This is a genomic window from Enterococcus sp. AZ156 (assembly GCF_051714165.1).
GTDB lineage: Bacteria > Bacillota > Bacilli > Lactobacillales > Enterococcaceae > Enterococcus_B > Enterococcus_B pernyi.
The window spans coordinates 1040026-1065092 of the sequence record NZ_JBIORI010000001.1 but is presented as its reverse complement, the minus strand read 5'-3'; the positions used below and the strand labels follow the sequence as shown (position 1 = coordinate 1065092).

Annotated in this window: 19 protein-coding genes; 3 read left to right on the top strand and 16 right to left on the bottom strand. The window is 39.6% G+C overall.

Annotation, left to right across the window (positions count from 1 at the left end; translation table 11 throughout):
• Positions 1-11: 11 nt before the first annotated feature.
• The 4 genes from gndA to IGJ95_RS05085 form a co-directional block, all read right to left on the bottom strand.
• On the bottom strand, positions 12-1433 hold the full coding sequence (gene gndA / locus IGJ95_RS05100) for an NADP-dependent phosphogluconate dehydrogenase (protein ID WP_034688385.1): 1422 nt from the start codon (positions 1431-1433) through the stop codon (positions 12-14).
• A 205-nt stretch (positions 1434-1638) separates the two neighbouring features.
• Positions 1639-1818 (bottom strand): 50S ribosomal protein L32, encoded by a 180-nt coding sequence (gene rpmF / locus IGJ95_RS05095; RefSeq protein ID WP_010735836.1) that lies wholly within the window; start codon positions 1816-1818, stop codon positions 1639-1641.
• A gap of 57 nt (positions 1819-1875) precedes the next feature.
• A complete protein-coding gene (locus IGJ95_RS05090) occupies positions 1876-2445 on the bottom strand; it encodes a YceD family protein (protein ID WP_010735837.1) in 570 nt (189 codons plus the stop codon).
• 175 nt (positions 2446-2620) lie between these two features.
• Positions 2621-3586: an AEC family transporter gene (locus tag IGJ95_RS05085; RefSeq protein WP_019723059.1), complete on the bottom strand. Its 966-nt coding sequence runs from the start codon at positions 3584-3586 to the stop codon at positions 2621-2623.
• A 234-nt stretch (positions 3587-3820) separates the two neighbouring features.
• Between IGJ95_RS05085 and IGJ95_RS05080 the strand changes: the two genes are divergently transcribed.
• Positions 3821-4711 (top strand): LysR substrate-binding domain-containing protein, encoded by an 891-nt coding sequence (locus IGJ95_RS05080; RefSeq protein WP_019723060.1) that lies wholly within the window; start codon positions 3821-3823, stop codon positions 4709-4711.
• Between the two features lie 80 nt (positions 4712-4791).
• Here the strand turns inward: IGJ95_RS05080 and pyk are convergent, their stop codons facing one another.
• The 3 genes from pyk to dnaE form a co-directional block, all read right to left on the bottom strand.
• Entirely contained in the window at positions 4792-6576 is a 1785-nt protein-coding gene (pyk, locus tag IGJ95_RS05075) for a pyruvate kinase (protein ID WP_010735840.1), read from the bottom strand.
• Between the two features lie 128 nt (positions 6577-6704).
• Complete coding sequence (gene pfkA / locus IGJ95_RS05070) at positions 6705-7667, bottom strand: 6-phosphofructokinase (RefSeq protein WP_034691339.1); 963 nt, start codon at positions 7665-7667, stop codon at positions 6705-6707.
• A gap of 166 nt (positions 7668-7833) precedes the next feature.
• Positions 7834-11148: a DNA polymerase III subunit alpha gene (dnaE, locus tag IGJ95_RS05065; RefSeq protein ID WP_438761520.1), complete on the bottom strand. Its 3315-nt coding sequence runs from the start codon at positions 11146-11148 to the stop codon at positions 7834-7836.
• A 223-nt stretch (positions 11149-11371) separates the two neighbouring features.
• Here dnaE and IGJ95_RS05060 point away from each other — a divergent pair, with 223 nt between their 5' ends.
• Positions 11372-11566: a YjzD family protein gene (locus IGJ95_RS05060; RefSeq protein WP_010735843.1), complete on the top strand. Its 195-nt coding sequence runs from the start codon at positions 11372-11374 to the stop codon at positions 11564-11566.
• A 45-nt stretch (positions 11567-11611) separates the two neighbouring features.
• Here the strand turns inward: IGJ95_RS05060 and IGJ95_RS05055 are convergent, their stop codons facing one another.
• Together IGJ95_RS05055 and IGJ95_RS05050 are read right to left on the bottom strand one after the other, a co-directional pair.
• Entirely contained in the window at positions 11612-12808 is a 1197-nt protein-coding gene (locus IGJ95_RS05055; RefSeq protein ID WP_010735844.1) for a multidrug efflux MFS transporter, read from the bottom strand.
• Between the two features lie 155 nt (positions 12809-12963).
• Positions 12964-14400 carry an NCS2 family permease gene (locus tag IGJ95_RS05050; protein ID WP_019723063.1) on the bottom strand — a complete coding sequence of 479 codons (1437 nt, stop codon included), beginning with the start codon at positions 14398-14400 and terminating at the stop codon, positions 12964-12966.
• 292 nt (positions 14401-14692) lie between these two features.
• On the opposite strand from IGJ95_RS05050, the gene IGJ95_RS05045 reads away from it, so the two are divergent.
• Positions 14693-15502 carry a Cof-type HAD-IIB family hydrolase gene (locus tag IGJ95_RS05045; RefSeq protein WP_010735846.1) on the top strand — a complete coding sequence of 270 codons (810 nt, stop codon included), beginning with the start codon at positions 14693-14695 and terminating at the stop codon, positions 15500-15502.
• A gap of 154 nt (positions 15503-15656) precedes the next feature.
• Here IGJ95_RS05045 and IGJ95_RS05040 read toward each other — a convergent pair whose 3' ends face one another.
• The 7 genes from IGJ95_RS05040 to IGJ95_RS05010 form a co-directional block, all read right to left on the bottom strand.
• On the bottom strand, positions 15657-17813 hold the full coding sequence (locus tag IGJ95_RS05040; RefSeq protein ID WP_041684181.1) for a peptidoglycan D,D-transpeptidase FtsI family protein: 2157 nt from the start codon (positions 17811-17813) through the stop codon (positions 15657-15659).
• 254 nt (positions 17814-18067) lie between these two features.
• Positions 18068-18913: a MurR/RpiR family transcriptional regulator gene (locus IGJ95_RS05035; RefSeq protein WP_010735849.1), complete on the bottom strand. Its 846-nt coding sequence runs from the start codon at positions 18911-18913 to the stop codon at positions 18068-18070.
• A gap of 279 nt (positions 18914-19192) precedes the next feature.
• Positions 19193-19597, bottom strand: coding sequence for a VOC family protein (locus IGJ95_RS05030; RefSeq protein WP_010735850.1), 405 nt, complete (start codon positions 19595-19597; stop codon positions 19193-19195).
• A gap of 42 nt (positions 19598-19639) precedes the next feature.
• Positions 19640-20443 carry an AraC family transcriptional regulator gene (locus IGJ95_RS05025; protein WP_010735851.1) on the bottom strand — a complete coding sequence of 268 codons (804 nt, stop codon included), beginning with the start codon at positions 20441-20443 and terminating at the stop codon, positions 19640-19642.
• Between the two features lie 159 nt (positions 20444-20602).
• Positions 20603-22537 (bottom strand): threonine--tRNA ligase, encoded by a 1935-nt coding sequence (gene thrS / locus IGJ95_RS05020; RefSeq protein ID WP_019723795.1) that lies wholly within the window; start codon positions 22535-22537, stop codon positions 20603-20605.
• A gap of 324 nt (positions 22538-22861) precedes the next feature.
• A complete protein-coding gene (locus IGJ95_RS05015; RefSeq protein ID WP_002287649.1) occupies positions 22862-23041 on the bottom strand; it encodes a 2-hydroxymuconate tautomerase in 180 nt (59 codons plus the stop codon).
• 110 nt (positions 23042-23151) lie between these two features.
• Positions 23152-24963 (bottom strand): heavy metal translocating P-type ATPase, encoded by a 1812-nt coding sequence (locus tag IGJ95_RS05010; protein WP_077151433.1) that lies wholly within the window; start codon positions 24961-24963, stop codon positions 23152-23154.
• Positions 24964-25067 lie beyond the last annotated feature (104 nt).

Genomic DNA, 25067 nt, shown 5'->3' with positions numbered 1-25067 from the left:
AAAGAAGCTGATTAATCTTCGTTATACCATGAGTAATGGAAGATTCCTTCTTTGTCAACACGTTCATACGTGTGTGCGCCAAAATAATCACGTTGTGCTTGGATGATATTTGCAGGCAAACGTTCGGCTCTGTATGAATCAAAGTAAGCAATCGCTGAAGAGAATGTTGGTACCGGTACGCCTGCTTGAACAGCTAATGCAACAACTTCTCGCACGGCTTGTTGGTATTTCTTAGTGATCTCAACAAAGTAGTCATCCAATAATAGATTTTCAATGTCAGGATTGTTTTCGTAGGCATCAGTGATTTTTTGTAAGAAACGAGCACGGATGATACAGCCGGCACGCCAGATTTTTGCAATTTCACCGAATGGTAAATCCCAGCCATAGTCTTTCGATGCGACACGTAGCTGTGCAAACCCTTGTGCATAGCTCATGATTTTGCTGAAGTATAACGCTTCACGAATTTTTTCGATAAATTCTTTTTTATCGCCGTTGAATTCAAAATCATTCGTATGTGTCAAGATTTTGCTTGCTTGTACACGTTCATCTTTGTATGCAGAGATATAACGGGCAAAGACAGACTCTGTGATCAATGGAAGTGGCACACCAAGGTCTAAAGCACTTTGACTTGTCCATTTCCCTGTTCCTTTATTCCCTGCAGCATCAAGGATCACGTCTACGATCGGTTGACCTGTACCTTCATCGTCTTTACGTGTCAAAATGTCCGCAGTGATTTCGATCAAGTAGCTATCTAATTCACCTTCGTTCCATTCTTTGAAGATATCAGCCATCTCATCGACAGATAAACCTAAAATATTTTTCATCAAGTCATAAGATTCAGCAATCAGTTGCATATCACCATACTCGATCCCATTGTGGACCATTTTGACATAATGACCTGCACCATTTGGACCAATGTAAGTTACACAAGGGGTGCCGTCTTCTGCTTTTGCAGAAATTTGTTCAAGGATCGGTGCAACTAATTCATACGCTTCTTTTTGTCCACCAGGCATGATCGAAGGTCCTTTCAACGCACCTTCTTCTCCACCTGAAACACCAGTCCCGATAAAATTGATACCAGAGTTGGCTAATTCTTCATTTCGACGAATCGTATCTTGGAAGAAGGTATTCCCGCCATCGATCAAAATATCACCTTTGTCTAAATGTGGTAATAATTCTTGGATCGTTGCATCTGTTGCTGGTCCTGCTTTGACCATCAAAAGAATACGACGTGGTTTTTCGATTGAATCAACAAATTCTTCGATCGTGTATGTTGCTTTGAAGTTTTTGTCTGGATGTTCTTCTACCACATCTGTTGTTTTTGCTCCTGTACGGTTGAATAGTGCAACAGAGTAGCCGCGGCTTTCAATGTTAAGGGCTAGATTTTTACCCATGACGGCCATTCCGACAACGCCGATTTGTTGTTTTGACATATAAACTCCTCCTACATATGGGATGTTCTCCCTAATCTCTCTAATTATAGCTTAACATAGCTTACTTGCAAACCAAATAAGTACGAATCGGTGATGTTTCTTACTTCTTATCATTCCGAATACAATTGTTATTTCAGAATCAAAAAAATAAACCTCAAGGCTCCATGGTTAGCCTTGAGGTTTTACATTTTCTAAATAAAATGTATTAAGCTTCTTTAGACATTACGTCCTTACCATCGTAGTAACCACAACTTGCACATACGTGATGGCTTTTTTTCATTTCACCACAGTTTGGACATTCGTTCAATCCTTTGATTGTCAATTTGTAATGAGTACGACGTTTTGCTTTTTTAGCTTTCGATGTTCTTCTAGCTGGTACTGCCATTTTGCTACACCTCCTTGTAAAGTCTCGTATCAATATTTGATACAATATATTCCAATCTTACGCGTTATCATCTTCTTCTGATGCTGAATCAAAAAATTCTGATAGTTTTGCAAGACGAGGATCTACTTTTGTCTCAGCTTCTTCCGTTTTGCGTTTTTCGTACTCTTCTTCGGATAGCACTTCCCAATCGTTCCCTTTCGGTAATTCAGTGGAATGCTCTTCTTCTTCTGTGAGTACACGCATCGGAATCGCCAATAAAATGTTGTCTTCGATCGACTCTGTCACATCTAGATGCGTTCCTTCGATTAAGAGGATCTCTTCTGAAGGTAACTGTACATCTCTACGTTGGTATTGCTCCATCGTCATAAACAATTCATCTACAGACAGTTTGATTGGTAATTCAACTGGTGTCAATGAACGAGTGGACGGAACAGTCAGTGTCGTCTGCGCAGTGTAATGAACGAGATAGCCTTTGTTATCTACTGAGACTAGACCTTCGACTTCCACAGGCGCAACATCTAAAATTGAATCGTCTCGCTTCATAAGAGCCTTTTTTACGTCAAGGGTCTCATGAAAAGTTAACGGTGTCTCTTGGTATTTTCTCAATTCCAATAAAGACCATTTCATAGTTTCATCACTCCTAAGCAACAAAAGCTATTATACAGGGCAAAAAGTCGGTTGTCAATGAAATTTTCTTGACACCTTACACTTCATAAAAAAACACAGAGCGTTTTTCTCATCTACGTGAGATTTATTCGCTCTGCGTTTACTTTGTCGCTAGCTATCACCGTTTGATCAGATATCAAATGTATTGGATCAATTGCATTAAAATAGGTACAACGAACACAAATAGTAAGGTACTCGTCGTGACAAGATTCGTTGCATACTTCACATCACCGTGTGCTTCATTTGCAAGGATTGGTAAGACAGCTAGCATAGGTGTAGCTGACTGTACGATCAACGTTTGTTTCAGTAGAGGGGCTAGTTCTGCACCAAAGGCATATTTACCTATTACCATCAGTCCAATCAATATAGCTGGTGCTAAGATAAATCGACCGATCAAAGCCACGATCGTATCCCGATCAAATCGAATACTTTTCAACCCTGCATCGTATAAAACAATTCCGATATAGATCAATGATAATGGCGTCACGATCCCGCCTACATAATTTAGTGTTGAATTGACAAAATCAGGTACAGGGATCTCTAACACCAAGAAGAAAAGCGCAAGGATAAAACCTAATAAAGGCGCTGGCAAAAGCTTTTTCCAATTCAGCTTCGTTTTCTTTTCTGTTCGATCTTTTGTCGGGTCATCATTAGCGATCAAAAACACACCAAATGCCCAGGTCGATACGGTATTTGTCACATAATAAATTAAAAAGTAAGGTAAAGAGGCTTCGCCAAAAAGGGCAATATTGAGTGGCAAGCCAATAAATATCGTATTGGCATTCACTACTGCATTCATAAAAATCCCCCGTCTACCTGGTTGTATCTTGAGTAATTTTGTTAGTACATAAGCAATCAAGTAGGAAATGATCACTGCAGCGATCGGATATATCAAACTTCCAGATAGTTCAATCAAACTGCTTTTAGTTAAATTCTTCATAACTGAAACAAAAATCGAGGCGGGTAAAGCTACTTTAGTGATCAAGGAAGAGATACTTCCCCCAAACTGTTCATCAAACCACCCCAAGCTTTTTAGTACATAGCCTAATCCAATCATCAAGATTATACTGATCACACTTTCAATTGATTGAAAAAATACCATTTCTTCCATCTCCTCAGTACCCATTTAGTGAAGCAATCTCTTTGTAGATATGAGCCAGCACTGCTCAAACATGTTGCTTCTTCTATTTTTTGTTTTAATCTAAAAGACGATTCGCGTGCCACTAGCCTAGCAGATTACTTATTTCTTTTTTAAGTGTAGTCTTTTAGGTTTGTTATAGTCAAAATTATCGATTACAATAAACATTATTTATATGTCAAGGGAGCGAATCGATTCATGAATACAAGAGATCTTGAATACTATGTTCAAATCGTCAAACAAAAAAACTTTACTAAGGTGGCTAAGTTTTTTGAGGTCAGTCAACCGACGATTACTTATGCCTTACAACGCCTAGAAAAAGAAATTGGTGCCACACTGATTACAAGAGATCGTTCCCATCATGAATTGATTATCACTCCTGCTGGTAAGCAATTATTGATCCATGCACAATCCGTCTTACAAGAAATTACACTTGCTAAGGCAGAGATTGCTCAGCTACAAAAGAAAAAATTGCGCTTTGGTATGCCACCTATCATTGGCAATGAATATTTCCCAAAATTATCGAGCTATTTTATCAAGCATCAATTAATGGGTCAAATCGATATCATCGACGGAGGTTCTCGTGATCTATATGGCATGATTCATCAAGGGCGGATTGATCTTGCGATTCTTGGATCAACGCAACCGATCGTTGATCAAAAGCTAGAAGTCGAGCCATTGTTGGATAAATGCTTCATGATCGTTGTGTCCCCTTCACACCCTCTAGCAGATCGTACAAGCGTTTCTTTTAAGGAGCTAGTCAACGATCAATTTGTTTTATTAAATGAACACTACGTCCATCCTGCTGCGTTTACAAAGCTTTCTAAGCAAACGCATATTGTACCTAAGATCGTTTATCAGAGTAATGACTTAACTATTTTGAAAAGCATGATCCGAGAAAATATCGGGATTGGCTTTCTCACCGAGATCGCGATTCATCCTGAAGATAATCTCGTAGCTATTCCTTTAGCAGATACTGCTCAACCACGTTTTTTGATTTCATTAGCCACTCGTGCACAGCAGTTACCAACGGTTTTACATGAAAACGTGATCGAAGTCATCCATGAATTTATGAAAACCCAAAAATGACTTGCTCAACTCACACACAATAAAAAACAAAAAAAGAGTGCTGAGATTTCTCTCAACACTCTTTTTGATTTTGATTTCAATTAGATAGCTGTTGTTTCTCCGCGATAAACGATACCACGACGAGCGTCAACAGTGATCAATTCACCATCTTTGATCGTTGAAGTTGCATCTTTCGCACCAACGATTACAGGAATATCTTGTGCAATTCCCACAACTGCTGCATGTGAAGTCAAACCGCCTTCTTCAACAACTACTGCTGCTGCTTTTTCGATTGCAGGCATGAATTCTTTGTCAGTTGAAGGAACAACTAATACCATACCATCTTTTGCTTTTTTGATTGCTTCTGCTGCTGATGAAGCAACTACAGCGTTCGCTACAACAGATTGTTGACCGATTCCTTGTGCTTCAAGCAATTTTGAACCAATCATTTGAATCTTCATTACGTTTGTTGTTCCACGTTCACCAACTGGTACACCAGCAGTGATCAAGATCAAGTCACCTTCTGAAGCGAAACCTAATTCGACTGCTTTTTTCGCAGCTAATTCAAACATTTCGTCTGTTGTTGTTGGTTTTTCTGCAACTGTTGGATATACACCCCAGTTAAGCATCAAACCACGTTTTGTGCGTTCGTCAAATGTGACAGCTAAGATATCAGCATCTGGACGGTATTTAGAGATCATTTTTGCTGTATAACCAGATTCAGTTGCAGCAACGATTGTTTTTACGCCTAAGTTTTTCGCAGCACGTGCCACTGATAGACCGATTGTTTCTGTTACATCAGTTTTGTCAAATTCATTTAATTGGAATGAACCTAATTCTGCTAATGCTAATTCAGCTTGTTGGTCGATACGAGCCATTGTTGCAACAGCTTCAACAGGATAGTCACCATTTGCTGATTCACCTGATAACATTGTTGCGTCTGTTCCGTCAAATACTGCATTGGCAACGTCAGATGCTTCCGCACGTGTTGGACGTGGGTTTTCTTGCATTGATTCTAACATTTGTGTTGCAGTGATTACTGGGATACCCGCAGCGTTACATTTTTTGATGATACGTTTTTGAACCATTGGTACTAATTCAGCAGGGATCTCAACACCCATGTCTCCACGAGCAATCATGATACCATCAGAAACTTTGATGATTTCATCAATGTTGTCGATACCTTCTTGAGATTCGATTTTAGGGAAGATTTGAACATGTGTCATGTCTTTTTCTTCTAAAATTTCACGAATATCTAATACGTCTTGTGCTTTACGAACAAAACTTGCAGCGATGAAGTCGATGTCGTTATCTAGTCCGAAGCGGATATCGTCTGCATCTTTTGGTGTAATACCTGGTAAGCTGATTGAAACGCCTGGTGCGTTAACACCTTTACGTGATCCCAGCATACCTGCATTTTTCACTTCTACTACTAATTCACGCGTTGCTTCATCTTTTTCAATGATTTCCATGTCGATCAAACCATCATCGAATAAGATATGTCCACCTACATGAACGTCTTCAAAAAGACCTGGATAAGTTACTGCGATTTTTTCTTTTGAACCTACATGTTCAGGGTCCATTGAGATGCGTGTTTTGTCGCCAACTTCAAATTTGATGTAGCCTGCACGGCCAAAATCTTCTTCAGTTGTGCCTTGAACTGTTGTACGGATTTCTGCACCTTTTGTATCTAAAAGGATGCCAACATCTTTACCAGTTTTCTTCACTGCTTCGCGAACCATTACCATACGTGATAATTGTTCTTCATGGTCACCATGTGAAAAGTTGAAGCGGAAGACATTTGCTCCAGATTCAATCAATTTAGAAATAGTTTCTACTGAATTACTGGCTGGTCCTAATGTACTAACGATTTTCGTTTTTTTCATTTTACAAAACTCTCCCATTCAAATTGTTTATTTAAAGCCATTCAAAGCTTAAATATCTGTTAGATATTGGGAAGACCTGCTTCCCACTCCCATATATATCTATTGATTTATCTGACTACTTTTCTTTATTAGAAAGAAAGTGAGTTGTTCAAGTCATATAATGATAAATCTGGTTGGTGTTTGTTATTTTCTAGTGTGTCGATGATATCAGCCTCAACGATATCGTTGTCGCGAATACCGATACACAAACCACCTTTACCTTGTTGCAATAGTTCAACAGCATGTGCACCAAATTTACTTGCTAATACACGGTCGCGTGCAGTTGGTGAACCACCACGTACAACGTGTCCTAAGATCGATACACGTGTATGATAATCGCCATATTCTGACAATTTTTCTGCAAATTCGTTTCCGCCCATTACGCCTTCTGCCAAAATGATCAAGCAATGTTTTTTGCCACGATCGCGGCCATCTTGGATTTTTTTGGCAACAACTGCCATATCAAAATCATGCTCAGGAATGATGATCTCATCCGCTCCACCAGCAACACCTGACCATAAAGCGATATCTCCAGCATTACGTCCCATCACTTCGATCACGAATGTACGAACGTGCGAAGTTGCTGTATCACGGATACGGTCGATTGATTCTAATACTGTGTTGATTGCTGTATCAAAACCGATCGTAAAATCAGTTCCTGGAATATCGTTATCGATCGTACCTGGTACACCCACTGCTGGGAAACCACGTTTAGTCAAAGCCATCGCGCCATGGTAAGAACCATCGCCACCGATCACAACAAGACCTTCGATACCGAATTTTTTCAATTGTTCGATTCCTTTTAATTGTCCTTCTTCTGTTGCAAATTCAGGATAACGTGCAGAGTATAAGAATGTACCTCCGCGTTGGATCTTATCACCGACATCTGCAACATCTAATCGACGGATATCTCCGGCAACTAGTCCAGCAAAACCATAATTGATCCCGTAAACTTCCAATCCTTCATATATACCTTTACGAACGACTGCACGAACTGCTGCATTCATCCCAGGAGCATCTCCACCACTAGTCAAAATTCCGATGCGTTTCATATTCATCTTCACCTCATTAAATTACTTTATCCTAAGCAAGACTTAGGTTTATAACCTTCTTTGTATTAACCACGACTAACATTCTAACATTATTTTGCTCACTTGTCTTGATTTCCTGATAAAAAAATGAAAAAAAATGAAAGCAAATAGTATCTTTTACCGTAAGTTATTTGAAAACAACATTTTCTTCTTTTAAAAGGTAAGCTAATTGCTTCTTGAGACTGTCTGAACCATCGAGCCAAAAGGCTTCAGATAACACAACTTTTCGTTGGTCTTTTTCATGATACATCACAACAGGAATATATCCTGGGAATTTTTTGAACAATTCTTGCAGTTGTTTCATCGTATCTGGTTGATCTGCCTCTTCTCTGATTCTCAAATAACACGTTTGTTCTGGATACTGCTGTTGCAATTCTTCAGGATCAGCGACTACTTCTGCAATCAGCTGCAATTCTTGATTGTATTTACTGATTTCTGAACGTCCTTGCACGAAAATCACTTGATTTTCTTTGAATAATGGACGCGCTTGTCGGTACAGCTCTGGAAAAACGGTAATAGCTATTTCTCCACTACTATCTGTTCCGCTGATAAAAGCCATCAACGCTCCTTTTTTCGTACGGATCTCTCTTACCTCTTTGACCATCACTAAAACATTTGTAGCTTGTTTAGGGACGATTTCTGTGACTAAATGGACTTTTTTTGCTAATTTAAGTCGCTCATACCCTTCTGTCGGATGACCAGATAAATAGACACCTAAATGCTCTTCTTCTAATTGAAGCTTCTCTTCGAGGCTATAATCTGCGACTTCTTCCTCTTTTAAAGCCATGATATCTAAAAGGTCTAAACTACCACCACTATATAAGATGTTTTGGATCTTACCTTCCAGATCCAACATCAATTGTCTGCGGTTTCCTACTAATTCATCAAAAACACCTGATGCAACTAACGTTTGTAGCAACTCCAATTTGAGCCAACGTTTATTGATACGAATCAGAAACTGATCAACCGAACGGAATGGCCCATTTTCTTTTCGTTCACGAATGATCTCCTCAACAAAATCTCGACGAACACCTTTGATTGCTGTCAATCCAAAACGAATGGTTCCTTTATCCGTCAGCTCAAAACCATAAAAACTTTGATTGATGGATGGAGGGGTCAGCTTTATTTTATACTTTTTTGCCTCAGCAATATACTCTTTTAACTTTGCCGTGTTGTGACGGACGGAATTCATCAAACTCATAAAAAATGCACCAGGGTGATGAACTTTGAGATAGGCCATTTGAAAGCCAACAAAGGAGTAAGCAAACGCGTGGGAACGATTGAACCCATAGTTAGCAAAGCGTTCGATATATTCGTACACTTCATTGGCCTTTTCCTTACTGTACCCTTGTTGGTTGGCACCTTGAACAAAATGATCTCTTTCTTGATCAATCACGTCTTTTTTCTTTTTACTGATTGCTCGCCTCAAAATATCCGCTTGTCCAAGAGAAAATCCAGCCATGGTTGAAGCAATCTGCATAATTTGTTCCTGATACACAATGACGCCATACGTATTTTTCAACATCGGTTGTAGTGAATCGTCGGGATAATGGATTCTTTCCTTCCCTTTCTTACGAGCGATAAATGTATCGATATTTTGCATTGGTCCAGGACGATACAAGGCGTTGACAGCGGCAATATCTTCAATGTTTTCTGGTCCTAATCTTCGCAAGACATTCCGAATCCCGGCAGATTCGAATTGAAAGACCCCTGTTGTTTCGCCACGTTGGAAAAGCTGTAAAGTTTTAGGATCATCTAATGGTATTTCTTTTAGTTCGATATCTTTGTTTTCGACACGTTTGATTGCTTTCACTGTGTAATCGATAATAGACAGATTTCTTAATCCAAGAAAATCCATTTTTAACAACCCAATAGCTTCGACATCATTCATTGTATACTGAGTCAAATATGCTTCATCTGATCCTTTTTGTAAAGGAACTAACTCTAGTAGATTCTTATCACTTAAAACGACACCAGCTGCATGAGTAGAAACGTGTCTTGGCAAACCTTCAAGTATTTTTGCAGTATGGAACAACAATTGATTTTTTTCACTCGCTTGTACTAATTCAACCAGCTTGTTAGAAGTTCGATAAGCCTCATTCAACGTCATTTTCAATTGATTAGGAATCGCTTTAGACCAACGATTTGCTTCGCTTTGTGAAAGGCCAAAGACACGTGCCACGTCTCTTAGTACCATTTTAGCTGCCATGGTCCCAAACGTGGCGATTTGTGCCATATGGTATTGACCATATTTCTCACGAACATAAATCAGCACTTCTTCTCTGCGATTATCAGGAATGTCTAGATCGATATCTGGCATCGTGTATCGTTCTGGATTCAAAAAACGTTCAAATAGCAAGTCGTACTCCAATGGATCTACATCTGTGATCTCCAACACATAGGCGACTAATGACCCCGCAGCTGAACCACGACCAGCACCAGTAACGATGTTGTTTTTATGAGCAAAAGCCATGACATCCCAAACGATCAAGAAATAATCATCAAATCCCATCTGGTGGATCACTGACAGTTCATAATCTAAGCGCTCTTGATAAGCTGCAGTGATCTTTTCTACACGCTTACCTAATTGCTTCTGACAAAGTTCCTGTAAATACTCTCCTGCACTTCGATTTTCTGGTACCGGATAATGTGGTAGTAATTTCTGATGGAACTGAAATTCAAAAGTTACTGTTTTAGCTAATTGCTGCGCATTGTTCAACGCTTCTTCCAATCCTGCGTTTATGAATCTTTGTCGTAATTCTGCTTCGGGAAGTAAAAAACCTGTGGCTGAATCACGAGTCGTTTGTCGCACTTCATCAAAAGAGAGTTGCGTTCCTTCACGCAGATGTTTCATTGTTTCCAAAGAAAAAAGTTCCTCTTGGTGCAAACTAGCAATCGGATGTACTGCACAAAGTTGAAATTGATTTGCTCGTAAATAAGCTAGCCATTCTGGAGCTTCTAGAGGCGTTTCTTCTGTGACACCTACATAAAGATGAGAAGATGCTATTTTTTCTTGCAAACTTTGCCAATGGCTATCAAATGATGCTGACACACCGTAGTCATCAGTAATCGATTTTTTGGTTGGTAAAACGACAAGCAAATGATCGAGTTCATCGATCTCGTGAAGCTCGATTTTTTCTCGGATCATTTTCTTGCTTGAGAGCTTGATCAATTGTTGGTAGCCGATCCTATCTTTTGCGTAGAGTAGTAACTCATAATGACGTTCTTGAAACTGGTAGGTCAAGTTCAGTCCAATAATTGGTTGTATTTTTTCACTCATACAGATGCGGTAAAATTCCGCTGCCCCAGATAGCACATCCTTATCTGTGATCGCTAATGTCTGATAGCCTAGTTTCTTTGCTTCTCGAACGTATTCGTTTATGCGAATCGTACTTTGCAACAAAGAATACGAGGTGATCGTATAAAGTTGTGGAAGAAACATTTTTACATACCACCTTTTCCATTCACTTTCTTTTTAGGGGAATATTCGTAACATCAGCTCGTTATCTTGTATGACTGGTTACGTGTATTCGTCTTTCATCATGCTTTTCCCATCCGATGAACGATCTATACTTTTTATACTATCCACTGACGTTGAATGCCTGTTTCTCCCTTTACATTCAAAAAAAATCTGGTAAACTGAACTTAGAAAAGAGGTGTTTGATATGCGATATATCGTCACATTATTTTGGGCAGTCATTTTAGGTCAAGTGGTTGGCTATATCGGTGGTGCATTGTCTAGTAGCCCATATGATTTTACCATGACGACTATTATTTCATTGGTTGCAGGATTGATCGTCATTTTGATCAGCGCTGTTGCAACACCTAAAAAAGAAACTTCGTCCGCTTCACATTCATAAAAGCCGAACAGATTGGAGAAATACTCCAATCTGTTTTTTTCTTGATCATAGTTTTTGATGAAGTACTTTTCTAAAATTAAATAGTGATAAAAGAATATTCGTCAGAACAAAGAGACTAGTCACAATAAACACTGTACTATAATTGTACGCATGAGCGACTGTCGAACCTAACATCGGTCCTAGTACTTGACCAAAGTTCGTAAACATTTGGTTATAGCTGTATACTCGACTGACACCTTCTTCTGGTGTGATCTTGCTGATCAATGTATTGATCGATGGCATCAACGCACCTGTCGAAAAACCTAATATAAAACGTAAGATCCCTAATTGTAAGGGCGTAGTCACAAATGCCATTGGTAAGTAACAACAAAACGAAAGTACCAAACCTGCTAACAGCACCTTCTGATTTCCGATCTTATCCCCTAATTTCCCCAGTCTTGGAGAAGAAAATACTGCTGAAACACCTGATACTGAAACAATCAATCCACTAACAAATAAGATATTTGATGTGTCACCACTCAATTCCCGAATGTACAATGTCAGGATTGGACTGATCGTGGTGATCCCTAACTGTAAGATCAGAGTAGTAACAAATAAACCGACTAACACAGAAAAGTGATCCATTTTAGCAAAAACTTCTTTGGTACTGATCATATCTTTTTTCTCTACCGGTTGGAAATCTTCTTTTACCATGAAAATCGTTAAGATCGTGGTGATCAGTAATAACCCTCCAGTAATCAAAAAAACATTTTCCATTCCGAACCATTGCGCCAAAGCGCCTCCCATTGACGGACCAATCAGCGTCCCTGCCACTGCCCCAGTAGAAAGCGTGCCTAACGCCCATCCACTTTTCTCTTTAGGCGCTTGTGAAGCAATCATCGCTGTCGCATTAGGTATGTATCCAGATAAAATCCCATTAAAGAAACGCATGACTAAAAGCCAATAAGCATTTGGGACAAAAGCTAGTGATCCCATAGTGATCGTCATACCTGCTGCTGCCCGGATCATCATCATTTTCCGTCCTTTTCGATCGGCTAGATTTCCCCAAATAGGCGCAACGATCGCCGCAGCAAAGGCTGTTACTGAAATCGCTAATCCTGAAAATAATTCAATTTGATCCTTAGGTGTACCTAGTTGTTCGACGTAAACTGGAATGAACGGCATGACTAAACTGATACTTGAACCAGTAAAAAAGCAGCCTATCCAAGCTACGAATAAATTTTTTCTCCATTGAACCTTCATCTATCACCCTTCTTTCGTCTCTATTATCATACCTATTTTTGTACGTGTGTGCAACGTATGTGCCAGTATCATTCATTTTTGTCAAAGAGGACATAGACCAAATAAAATAGGAGCAAAGAGTTAGCCTACTCTTCACTCCTAATTAAAAATGTCTTTTAAATGATTGCTAAAATGACGAAGTTGAGAATGAATAAAATATCAACAACCCACAAAGCAATTGAAATCTCGTTTGTTTTGCCTTTGATCACTTTCATGATCGTGTAGAAGATAAAACCAGCAGCGATTCCGTAAGAGATGCTGTAAGCTAATCCCATGAAGATCGAAGCAAAAAAGGCAGGTAATGCTTCTTCCATATCTAACCAATTGATATCAGCAAACGAAGCCATCATCATCACACCAACTAAGATCAATGCTGGTGCAGTTGCTTGTGCCGGTACAATAGCGATCAGTGGAGAAAATAAGCTACTTAAAGCAAATAATGCGGCTACGACAACTGAAGTCAAACCTGTACGACCACCAGCGCCAATACCAGCTGCTGATTCGACATAAGTCGTTGTATTCGATGTTCCGAAAATCGCACCGATCGATGTTGCGATTGCGTCAGCGAACAACGCTTTATCCATTTTAGTTTTGAATCCTCGTCCATCTTCCAAAGCTTCCTCATCTTCTTTAGAGAAAATACCTGTACGCCGTCCAGTACCGATGAACGTACCGATCGTATCAAATGTATCGGATAAACTAAAGGCAATGATCGTCATCAGGACTTGTGGGATCTTAGAGCTATCGCTGAATAAAGATTGCATCCCTTCCGCACCAAATGCTGCACCAAACGTCGTGCCTAGTTCATTGATTGAATTGCCTAAAGAATTTTGTTCCCAATCGATCGTTCCTAGATCAACAACACCCATCAAGATCCCGATGATCGTTGTTACTACGATACCGATCAAGATTGCACCACGAACATTTTTAACAACTAAGATCGATGTCAAAACTAATCCAATGACAGCTAGTAGGATCGGCGCATTATTAAAGTTTGCAAGTTCTGGAACGATGCCACCGTTGATCGTCACATTCGTCACTTGACCATTATCAACCACAGAACTAGTTATCGCTGATTGATCTGCAGAGAAAGACAAAAATCCAGCATTTTTGATCCCAACGTATGCAACAAAAATCCCAATACCACCGCCGATTGCATGTTGTAAACTCTCAGGAATAGCATGGATGATCATTTTCCGAATATTTGTTACTGTAATAAATACATTAATCAACCCACAAATAAAGACCATGGCTAATGCTTCTTGCCAAGAATAACCTAACCCAAAAACAACTGTAAATGTGAAGAAAGCATTCAAACCCATTCCTGGGGCTTGTGCATAAGGCACATTAGCAAATAATCCCATAACTAAAGTACCGATGATCGAAGCAATGATCGTCGCTAAAAAGACTGCCTGAAATGGCATGCCAGCAGCTGACAAGATCGTCGGATTAACAAATAATATATAACTCATGGCAAAAAACGTTGTTACACCAGCCATTATTTCTGTTGGTACATTTGTATTATTTTTCTTTAGTTGGAAAAACTTTTCCATAAAAATTTCCACTCCCTGATTTTTTCTAACGGACTATATAATATGTAAAAATAAATCCAAATATAATTTTCCGTCGAACATTTATAGATTATATAGACATTTCATTCGTTTTTCAACACAAAACTTTATGAAATGTCATTTTTATATTTTAATGTTCGTGTTTAGCTCAATTTGGTTTGATTCTTTTCTATTTTTGCTTTAAAGCATTTATTTTTCAGAAAGATCTGTACCTTGTTTATTCATTGAAATATGCTAGACTGAAACAAATCGTTGTTTGAAAGGAATGACAGCATTGAACAAAAAATTGATTGCGATCGACTTGGATGGAACAACGTTGAATCCTGAGTCGATCATTACTTCTAAAACCCAAGAGACATTGAGAAAAGCCATTGATGCTGGCCATCATGTCAGTATTGCAACCGGACGTCCTTATCGAATGAGTTATCAATATTATCAACAGTTAGAATTGACAACACCGATGGTCAACTTTAACGGTGCGCTTGTGCATATCCCAAACCAACAATGGGCTGGAGAACAAGAAACATTGATCAATAAAGAGATTGTTTTTGAGATCTTAGCGCAAAAAAATCAATTGAATCTAGATTTTATTGCTGCGGAGAATCGCGACACTTTCTTTATCGATACTTTTGATTTTTTTGACGCAAAATTCTTTGCTTCACCAAATCCTAAACCAGAAAACCTACTGTCTCCACGAAATCTAACAACTAACCCTACGTCCTTATTGGTACGTACAGAAAAACAATATGCTGAACAAGTTTCTGCCGAACTAACACGTCAATTTGGGAAGCATGTCGATGTAAGGACTTGGGGTGGACCAATGGCGATACTAGAGATTGTTTCAAAAGGGATCGAAAAAGCGAAAGGAATCCATCAAGTAGCGAATTATCTATCGATCGAACAAAAAGATGTGATTGCTTTTGGTGATGAACACAATGACTTAGAACTTCTTGAATATGCGGGCTGGGGTGTGGCAATGGCTAATGGGACTGAGCAACTAAAAGGCGTAGCCAACGATGTCACTGAACAAACAAATGAAGAAGACGGTTTGGCGAATTACCTTGAAAAATTACTTTCATTATAAAAAATCCGTCTGGGGCATTCGTCCTCTCGCACCACTTAAAACCAAATAAACAGAGGGAGCAGAAGTAAGCTCTTCGAAAATAAGGCGCCATCCACAAAATCTTCGTGGATGGCGCCTTATTTCTTGAGGCTAAATACTTCGGCTCTGACCTCTGTTATCTGTTTGCCATGAACATATCGTAATAAGCATTCATGATTTCTTTGGCTATGACCGAATTCATATGGTCTTTTTCATCTAGCAGGTTTGGTAAGACAACACTTACCGCAATCTCAGGATTTTCTGTTGGTCCATAAGCCACAATATTACTATTGACTGTTACGATATCGGGATGACCTTCAGCGACTGTTTCGGCTGTCCCTGTTTTAGCAGAAAGATCCATTTTTGCATCTGCTAATGATCGAGCAGTCGTGTAGTTATTTGTTCCATGGACTACTTGATGGAATCCTTCACGTAAAAGGGCCATCTCTTCAGGAGACACGTCTACTGTATTTTCGACAACTGGTTCCATCTCTTTTTTCACTTCACCTAAGTTACCATTCTCGTCGTTCCCGTAAATGCCTTTGACAATGCGTGGTTGGATTCTTTTTCCACCGTTTGCTACTGTTGCTGCATATTGCGCTAACTGGATCGGGGTATACGTATCGAACTGGCCAAATGCCAAGTCAGTAAAGTTTCCTGGTGTGAACCAGTCTTGTCCGTTGTCTGCATTGAATTTCTTCATGTATTCAACAGAGTGTGAGATCCCCGCAGACTCATTTGGTAAATCGATCCCTGTGACTGTTCCAAGTCCAAATTGTTTAAAGCCGTCACGCAATTGTTCATACGCTTGTGCCTCTTCACTTAGACTAGGTAAGCCCATATTTGGTACGTACTCTAACCCTAGCATCTTCAACGCTACTTTGATCATATAGGTATTTGATGAAAGCTCTAACGCTTGGACCACATCCAAAGGTACAGATCCAGTACGATTGAAGACGGAGCTTTTTTCTGAAGAGCCTTGTAATCGAATCGGTTCATCTACTAATACTTGATTACCGCTGATCACGCCACTTTGCCAACCGGCGGCTAACGTACCTGCCTTTACAACAGATCCTGGAACAAAGGCATTCGTGATCGTACCAAGGGCATTTTCAGTCAACTCTTTTGAGCCTTGCTCATGGCTGAAACCCGTCATCGCTAATACTTCACCTGTTTGAGGATTCATCGCGACTACATACGCACCTGGTGAGTATTGGGCTTTTCCATTATCGACTAATTTTTGATAATTGTTTCTAAGAATCTCTTCGACCTTCGCTTGGAACTCTGCATTGATCGATAACATCAAATTCGATCCTTTTTCTCCTGCATACAATTCTTTTTGTTGGATGACATTTCCATTGTTATCTAAAGTGATTTCATATTGTGTCTTTGTGCCTTGCAAGACATCTTCATATTGTTTTTCTAAATAGCTTTGGCCTACTCGGTCATTACGTGAGTAGCCTTTTGCCAAGAATTCTTCCACTTGATCGGCAGGTAAGCCTTGTTTTTCTGATGTTACGCTTCCTAGAATACTCTTTATGGAATCCGCCGCATTATACTGGCGTACCCAGTCAGTTCCTGTTGAAACACCTGGCAGGTCTGATGCATGTTCTGCCACGATCGCCAATTCTTGATCTGTAACACCAGAATTTTTGATGAAAACTGTATTCAGTTCATACGCATTATTCATTCGTTTAAAAATCGTTGCTGCTTTCAATTGTTCCTCATTGAAATTGATTTCCTCATCTGTCACTTTATCTACAGTTGCTTGGTATTGCTCACTCGTACTCAAGCTTTTTTCTTTTGCCGATAGGCGTTCAGTCGCAGCTTTCAAATGATCGGGATCTGCTAACCAAAAATCCTTCTTATCACGTGTAGTCAAATTTTCATCCACTGGCATATCGATCAACTGTGTCAAGGTATTTGCTGTTTTCAGCAAATCCTCCGCTGTCATATTTCTGCCTCTCGTGAATGTGATTGCTTGGTTGGCTTGGTTTGTCACCAAAGCTTTCCCGGTGGCATCGTAGATCATGCCTCGGGGTGAACTTACTTGTACCGTTAGAGACGAAGATGATTTGACTTTTGCTTCTAGTTCCTCACTGTTTACGATCTGCAAATAACCTAATCGAGCAATCAATGACACGAACAACGTAAATATAATGAAAAAAAGGAAATTTAAACGAAAGGGAACATGTGACCGTCGAAACGTTTTATTTTTTGGTTCTTGTGTTCCTTTTTTTATTCGATCTAACCAAGAATTATTTGTATTTTTTTTCATAAAACTTTTCATCATTCCTTCTTTTTCGCCTACTTATAGGCTCCATTGTACCTAAAAAAAACAAATTTAAAAAGTAAAATCCTGATCCGCAAGAAATTCTTTAATTCTCGACCCAAAAAAGACTAGTTTGTTTCACAAACAAGTAATGTGTCACACAAATGGATTCTAAAAAACTTTAAAAAATATGGTTATTTTTGAAAATAAAGTTTTCTTTTACTGTGAAACAATGGAAACAAATATGACATTGTGGAAAACTATCATCTGTTATTTCATTTTTGTTTGACATAATTTTTGATCACTTCTTTGGTTTGAGTGACTTTCTCGGTTAATTTTTCATTCTTTGCCATATAAAGATAAAAAATGATATCAATCGTTGCAAATTGAGCCAATAATGAGTTAGTTGCTGCACTTCGGTTCGTGATTTCTTTTGGTCTTGATGTCTGGACAACGACATCGGCCAATTTACTTAATCGGTTATTTCCAAATTGAGTCAATGCGATAATATCGATTCCCATTTCTTTGGCTAACTGTCCGATCATCACCACTTCTTTGCTGTTTCCTGAGTTAGAGACAAGCCATAGCACTTTTTTTGTTTCATTACTCACTAATTGTGGCAATAAGACGTGGATGTCTTTTTCAAAAATGATTGGTTTTCCTACACGAGACCATTTTTGGAGGATATCCTCAACGACTAAAGAAGATGCGCCCACACCATATAGATAAACTGTTTGTGCTTCTTCCAGACGCTCAACGACACGTTGGATCATCTCCTCTTCTAAAATATCCACGGTTTCTTTGATCGCTACTTGCGCATTATTCCCTAATTTATGTTTGATTGAATAAAATGATTCATTTGGTTCAATATCGCTGAATCCTTCCACGATACCTGCTTGTAATTCGGTGGAAATAGTGATTTTAAAATCCGTTAAACTTTGAAAGCCAAGTTTTTTGGAGAAACGAACAACTGTGGGAGCGCTCAGGCCCGCCGCTTCTGCTAACTCATTGGCTGTCATCGTTGGTATTTTTTCTACATGTGTTACGATATAATCTGCTAATTTTCTTTCGGCAGAAGAATAGTCATTCATCATACTTTCAATGCGACTCACTACGCTCATCTCATACACATCCCTTTTTCTAAATGTCTATGTCATTATATCATACTCAAAGGCAAACAATTCTCATACTAAACAAGAAAATAGAGAATATCCTTTGTTCTCTGCCTGCTCAACCGATTACTGTTATTCCTAAAAATCAATCGCTAAAAAAAGAAGCCAAGGTATAAGTGGCAACATGTCACACCCTTATCTTGGTTTCTTTTGACTTATCATTTATGGAGTTTCACAGAATCAGCTATTAAAAACAAAAAAAAGAAAGAAGCAACATCCAAAAAGAAACTAATACCCATCATTCAGTTCAAACAAATTGCCTTCTGGGTCTCTAAAGTAGGCACTGGTAAATCCTCCCCAAGCCTCTATTTTCTGAGGTTCACCTAAAAAAGTGACACCATTTGCGGTTAACTTCGCATAGTCCTTTTGGATATCCTTCGTAGGTAATATGATCACCACTGTATCAGATATTCCATTTTTAGCAGACTGTATATACCCTTTGACCAAAGACATTTCTTTTGCTGACGTCATATCAAAACAGTTAGGTTCTCCTTTTGCCATAGCAAATGACGTATACGGACCTTTTCGATTTCCCCATGTAGGAACCAATCCTAATTTTTTTGTGTAAAAATCATAACATTCCCCATAATCTTTTTGAATCAACAATCCGATTTTTGCCTGATTAAAGTTCATCTATCGACCACTCCTTTTTTAAGTTAGTTTTATTGTAGCAACTTAGGTTAGTAACGTATTGGATAGAAGCGACATTTTTCGCTGCTCACTCAACTTAACAAACTCAATGGGTGTGAGGCCAATATTTTTTTTGAACTCATTGATAAAATGGGACTGGTCATAATAATTTCCAACAAGCTCCCTTCGATCGGCAGGTTGTTTTAATAAAATGGTCAAACTATGATGAAATTTTATGGTCGATAGAGCCAATTGTGGGGTGAGACCGTAATGCTTTTTGAATAGCCGTTGGACATGCCTTGGACTAAGTCTCATATATTCGTATAATGCTTGTGGGGAAGCTAATTTTTTTATATATAGTTTTTCAAATAACTGAATGTATTCCGTCGAAGAGATACATTTGGCTAATCCGGATAAATAGCTGATCAGCGATTCTTTCATTTCTTCAATCGTGAGCGCAAAAAGATGGGTTGTATCAAACCCAACATCTACTTCTTCAATGAACAACACTTGATCCATCGCTGCTGTTGCCTCTCGACCAGTTAAAGCAGAAAAAGCACCTGGCTTTAAGCGAAAACCAATATAGTGTTCGGGAAACCTTGAGAGAAAGTTGAAGTCCGTTTTACTTGAACCAGTATAGAAAACAGATTGCTCCAAAACATTGACAATCAAATCAATGCAACCGTCGGCGATGATCACGTCGGTGACCGTACCGCTAAAGTCAAATGAAATAGACTCCCACATACACACCAAGACATCTGCTAAGACTGGGAGAACCGTTTCTTTATAATGTATTTTTTCTTCATATGCTTGATGAAACAGATGATGAGGTTGGATCGGTTGATACATTCTCTACGTTCCCCCTTATTTATCTAATACATTTATTTTAGCACGATCTAGCGTTTTGACGTGTGTAATGAGTGCCCCATAAAAAAACAGGAAGGAACAATTCTTTGTTGTCCTTCCTGTTTTTATTAAATTAGGCGTTGGTTCTCTTGCTAACTCGTCTTAACGGCTGTAATTATGAACCTCTTCTGCCATTGCATCGACAAAGATATTCAAGTCCTCTACAGCAGTTTCTTTACTACCATATCGGCGGATATTGACTGTTGCATCTGCCACTTCTTTATCCCCAACTACGATTTGGTATGGGATTTTTTGCGTTTGTGAGGCACGGATCTTATAACCCATTTTTTCATTGCGATCGTCGACTTCTACACGCAAGCCTTTCATTTGTAGACGTTCTTTGATTTCATAAGCGTAATCTGAATGAGCATCAACTGAAACTGGGATGATCGTTGCTTGGATCGGTGCCAACCAAGTTGGGAATGCGCCTTTGTATACTTCTGTCAAGTATGCCACAAAGCGTTCCATTGTTGAAACGATGCCTCGGTGGATAACGACTGGGCGATGATTATTTTCGCCATCTTCTCCTACATAAGTTAAATCAAAGCGTTCTGGTAATAAGAAGTCTAATTGGATCGTTGATAATGTTTCTTCTGTTCCCAATGCTGTTTTAACTTGGACATCTAATTTTGGTCCATAGAAGGCTGCTTCTCCTTCCGCTTCGAAATAGTCAAGTTCCATTTCATCCATCGCAGCTTTTAACATGATCTGTGCTTTTTCCCACATGGCATCATCGTCAAAATATTTGTCTGTGTTGTTTGGATCACGGTAACTTAAACGGAAGCGATAGTCTGTAATATTGAAATCAGCGTAAACTGCGACCATCAACTCCAACGTACGTTTGAATTCATCTTTGATCTGATCAGGACGAACGAATGTGTGTCCGTCATTCAATGTCATTTCACGTACACGTTGTAATCCAGACAACGCACCTGATTTTTCATAACGGTGCATCATACCAAGTTCTGCGATACGGATCGGTAACTCACGGTAAGAATGGATTGTATTTTTGTAGACCATCATATGATGTGGGCAGTTCATTGGGCGTAGCACGAGCATCTCGCCATCTCCCATATCCATTGGTGGGAACATATCTTCTTGGTAATGATCCCAGTGACCTGAAGTTTTGTATAACTCTACGTCCCCCATGATCGGTGTATACACATGTTGATAGCCTAAGCTGATTTCTTTGTCTACGATGTATCGTTCGATCGTACGACGGATTGTTGCACCTTTTGGTAACCAGAAAGGTAAACCAGAGCCAACTTCAGGAGCTACCATGAATAATTCTAGCTCTTTTCCTAGTTTGCGATGGTCTCTTTCTTTTGCTTCTTCACGCATTTGGATAAACGCTTTTAACGCTTTTTTATCAAAAAATGCTGTTCCATAAACACGTTGCATCATTTGGTTATTTGAATTTCCACGCCAGTAAGCTCCTGCCACAGATAATAATTTGAAGACTTGGATACGACCAGTTGATGGGACATGTGGCCCACGGCATAAATCGATGAATTCTCCTTGTTGGTAGGCAGTGATGACTTCGTCTTCTGGTAATTCGCTGATCAGTTCCACTTTGTAAGGGTCACTTGCAAAGATTTCTAATGCTTCTTGTTTTGATAACACACGACGTTCGATCGGCAAATTTTCTTTGACGATCGCCATCATTTCCGCTTCGATCGCTGGTAGGTCTTCGGCACTGACTTGGCTCTCACCGTTATCAGTATCGTAGTAAAATCCTGAATCGATTGCTGGTCCTACACCAAAGTGGATATTTGGATATAAACGGCGCATGGCTTGTGCCATCAAATGAGCACTTGAATGACGAATCAAAGCAAGTGCGTCTTCATGATCAGGTGTCACAATCTCGATTGAGCCATCCTCTTCGATCCCGCGGTTCAAGTCGATCAGTTCGCCATTCACTTTTCCAGCTAAGGCTTTTTTGGCTAAACTTTTAGAAATACTTTCTGCAATTTCTGCAGTGGTGATCCCTGGCGCAAACTCTTTGACTGCACCATCAGGAAATGTCATTTTTATCATAGGGGTTCCTCCTTTAAATTTCCGTTTTTAGCTTCGCCACCAATAAAAAAAGTCCTAGTATCTGTACAGATACTAGGACGAAAAATTCGTGGTTCCACCTAATTTTGAATACGACATGCGTATTCCTCAAGCGTGATAACGGTACGACCGCCTCTGTTTCAACAAAGGTTTCGAAAGTGGTCATCCTTTGGTTTTCTCCTGGAAAAGTTTCAGCCTAGCTTTTCCTCTCTTATCGAAGACTCTCAAATTCAGTTGTCTTTCTCATCAATCATCTATGTGTTTATTTAACCACTATTATTTCAAAAAATCAAGTCTCGAATTCACTTATTTTTTCCATTCACCATTGACACCATACGTGCCTTTTTTCATTTCGTTGATAATTACATGAATGTGTTCTTTTGGTGCTTGCGTATTTTTATGGACCGCCTCGGTGATATCTTTCATCATGTTTTCTAATTGTTCTGGGCTACGTCCTTCGACTAATTCAACATGTACGAATGGCATGTTTTCAACTTCCTTTCATCGTTCACTTTTGTATTGATCAACTATTGCTTCTCTCTTTGCATCATACCGCAAAAAGATTTTGCTGAAAAGTCTCTTTTATCATTTTGCCTTTAATTTTGTGTGATCATGGCATGTGGTTGTTGTTTCGCTGATTTTTTTGCACGTAACGCACTTAAAATGGAAACTGTATCAACCACTTCTTGAAGCATCGCGCCAAACAATGCTGGAATGACTCCTGTACTGGCAACGAGCATCAAAAAGACACAGACAAAAATCCCAATCAAAACAGATTGTTTCGCTACTTTCATCGTTTCTCTAGAAATCATCACTGCTTCTGCTACTCGTTCTAAATCATCTTTCAAAATGACGACATCTGCGCTTTCACTTGCAGCAGTTGAGCCATGTGCGCCCATGGCGATGCCTACATCTGCGACAGTCAAGGCAGGAGCATCATTGACACCATCTCCTACCATCGTGACAGGCCGCTTTTCTTTGGGGATACTAGTTAAAATCGTTAATTTATCTTGTGGTAAACAACGAGCATGAACTTCGGTCAAGCCAACTTCCTCGGCAATTGCTTCTGCAACCGTACGACCGTCCCCAGTCACCATCAGTAAGTCGGTGATGCCTTGAGCTTTCAAGCGAGCGATTGTTTTACTTGCTTCTGGACGGATTGTGTCTGAGAAGTAGATCGTGCCGGCGTATTTTTCATCAATCGCCACATAGATCGCAGTTGTATCTGTTTTAGCTTCTGGAACATCAATAAAGCGTGCATTCCCTACTTTAACCTGCCTGCCATCAACCGTAGCGGTAATCCCTTGCCCTGAGATTTCTTTCAAATCAGTGACTGGCAACAATTGGGGAACTGCTTGAACTAAGGAACGGGCCAAGATATGGGCTGAGCCTTGTTCCGCACTCGCCGCCACACGTAATAATTCCGCTTCTGAAAACCCTTGAACGGGAGCGACACCAGTTACTTCAAGCATCCCTTTGGTGATTGTTCCTGTCTTATCAAAGGCAATCGTTTTAGTCTCTGCTAATTTTTCCACAGCGGTACCAGTTTTGACAACGATCCCACTTTTACTTGAACGACTCATTCCCGCTACTAGAGCAACAGGTGCAGCCAAAATCAATGGACATGGCGATGCTACAACTAAGACTTGCACAAAGCGTACAGGATCACCACTAGCCCACCAAGCGATTCCGCCGATCAAGTAAGCGATCAAAGTAAAGGGAACAGCATAACGATCTGCTAGACGGACAAAACGTGCGGGTTTTTCTTTCGATTCCTCTACTAGTTTGATAATTAATTGATACTGGCTATCTTCTGCCCGTTTCTCAACCACCATTTTGACAGATGAGTCCCCATTGACCGAACCGGACATCAATTCATCACCGACTTTCTTGCTCATCGGTTTTGCTTCTCCAGTCAATGACGCTTCGTCAAAAGTAGATTCCCCCATGATCACTCGTCCATCAGCTGGAACGATTTCCCCTGGTTTGATCACCAGATGATCGCCGATCTCAAGTGTGTCTACCGCAACATCAAGTTGTTGATCTCCTTGCAATTTATGGGCAGTTCTTGGCGTATTATCTAATAGGGATTGCAATTCCTGACCTGCTTTTTTTTGCGCATAGTCTTCCAAACTTTCGCCACCTGTCAACATGATCAAAATCATCAAACTCGCCCAATATTCATTGACGAGCAATGTCGCAACAATAGCTGTAATCGCTAAAATATCGACCCCATATTTCCCTGAACGCAGTGTTTTGATCATTTCGACAAACATCAAGAAGGCGAGTGTGCCACCGGTGATAGCAATGATCATAAACGCAAGGCGAGGACGGTCGAACATAAACTCACTGATGAGGGCCACCGCTCCAATCAGTAGTGTCATTGCAAATTTTTTAAAATGTGTCATTTCGTTCAGCTCCTTTCTCCACATTTAGAATACCTGTTCTCTAAAGCCATTTAAACTAAAAACCCCTAAATGAAAACAACTATCACTCTCATGTAGTTTTGCGT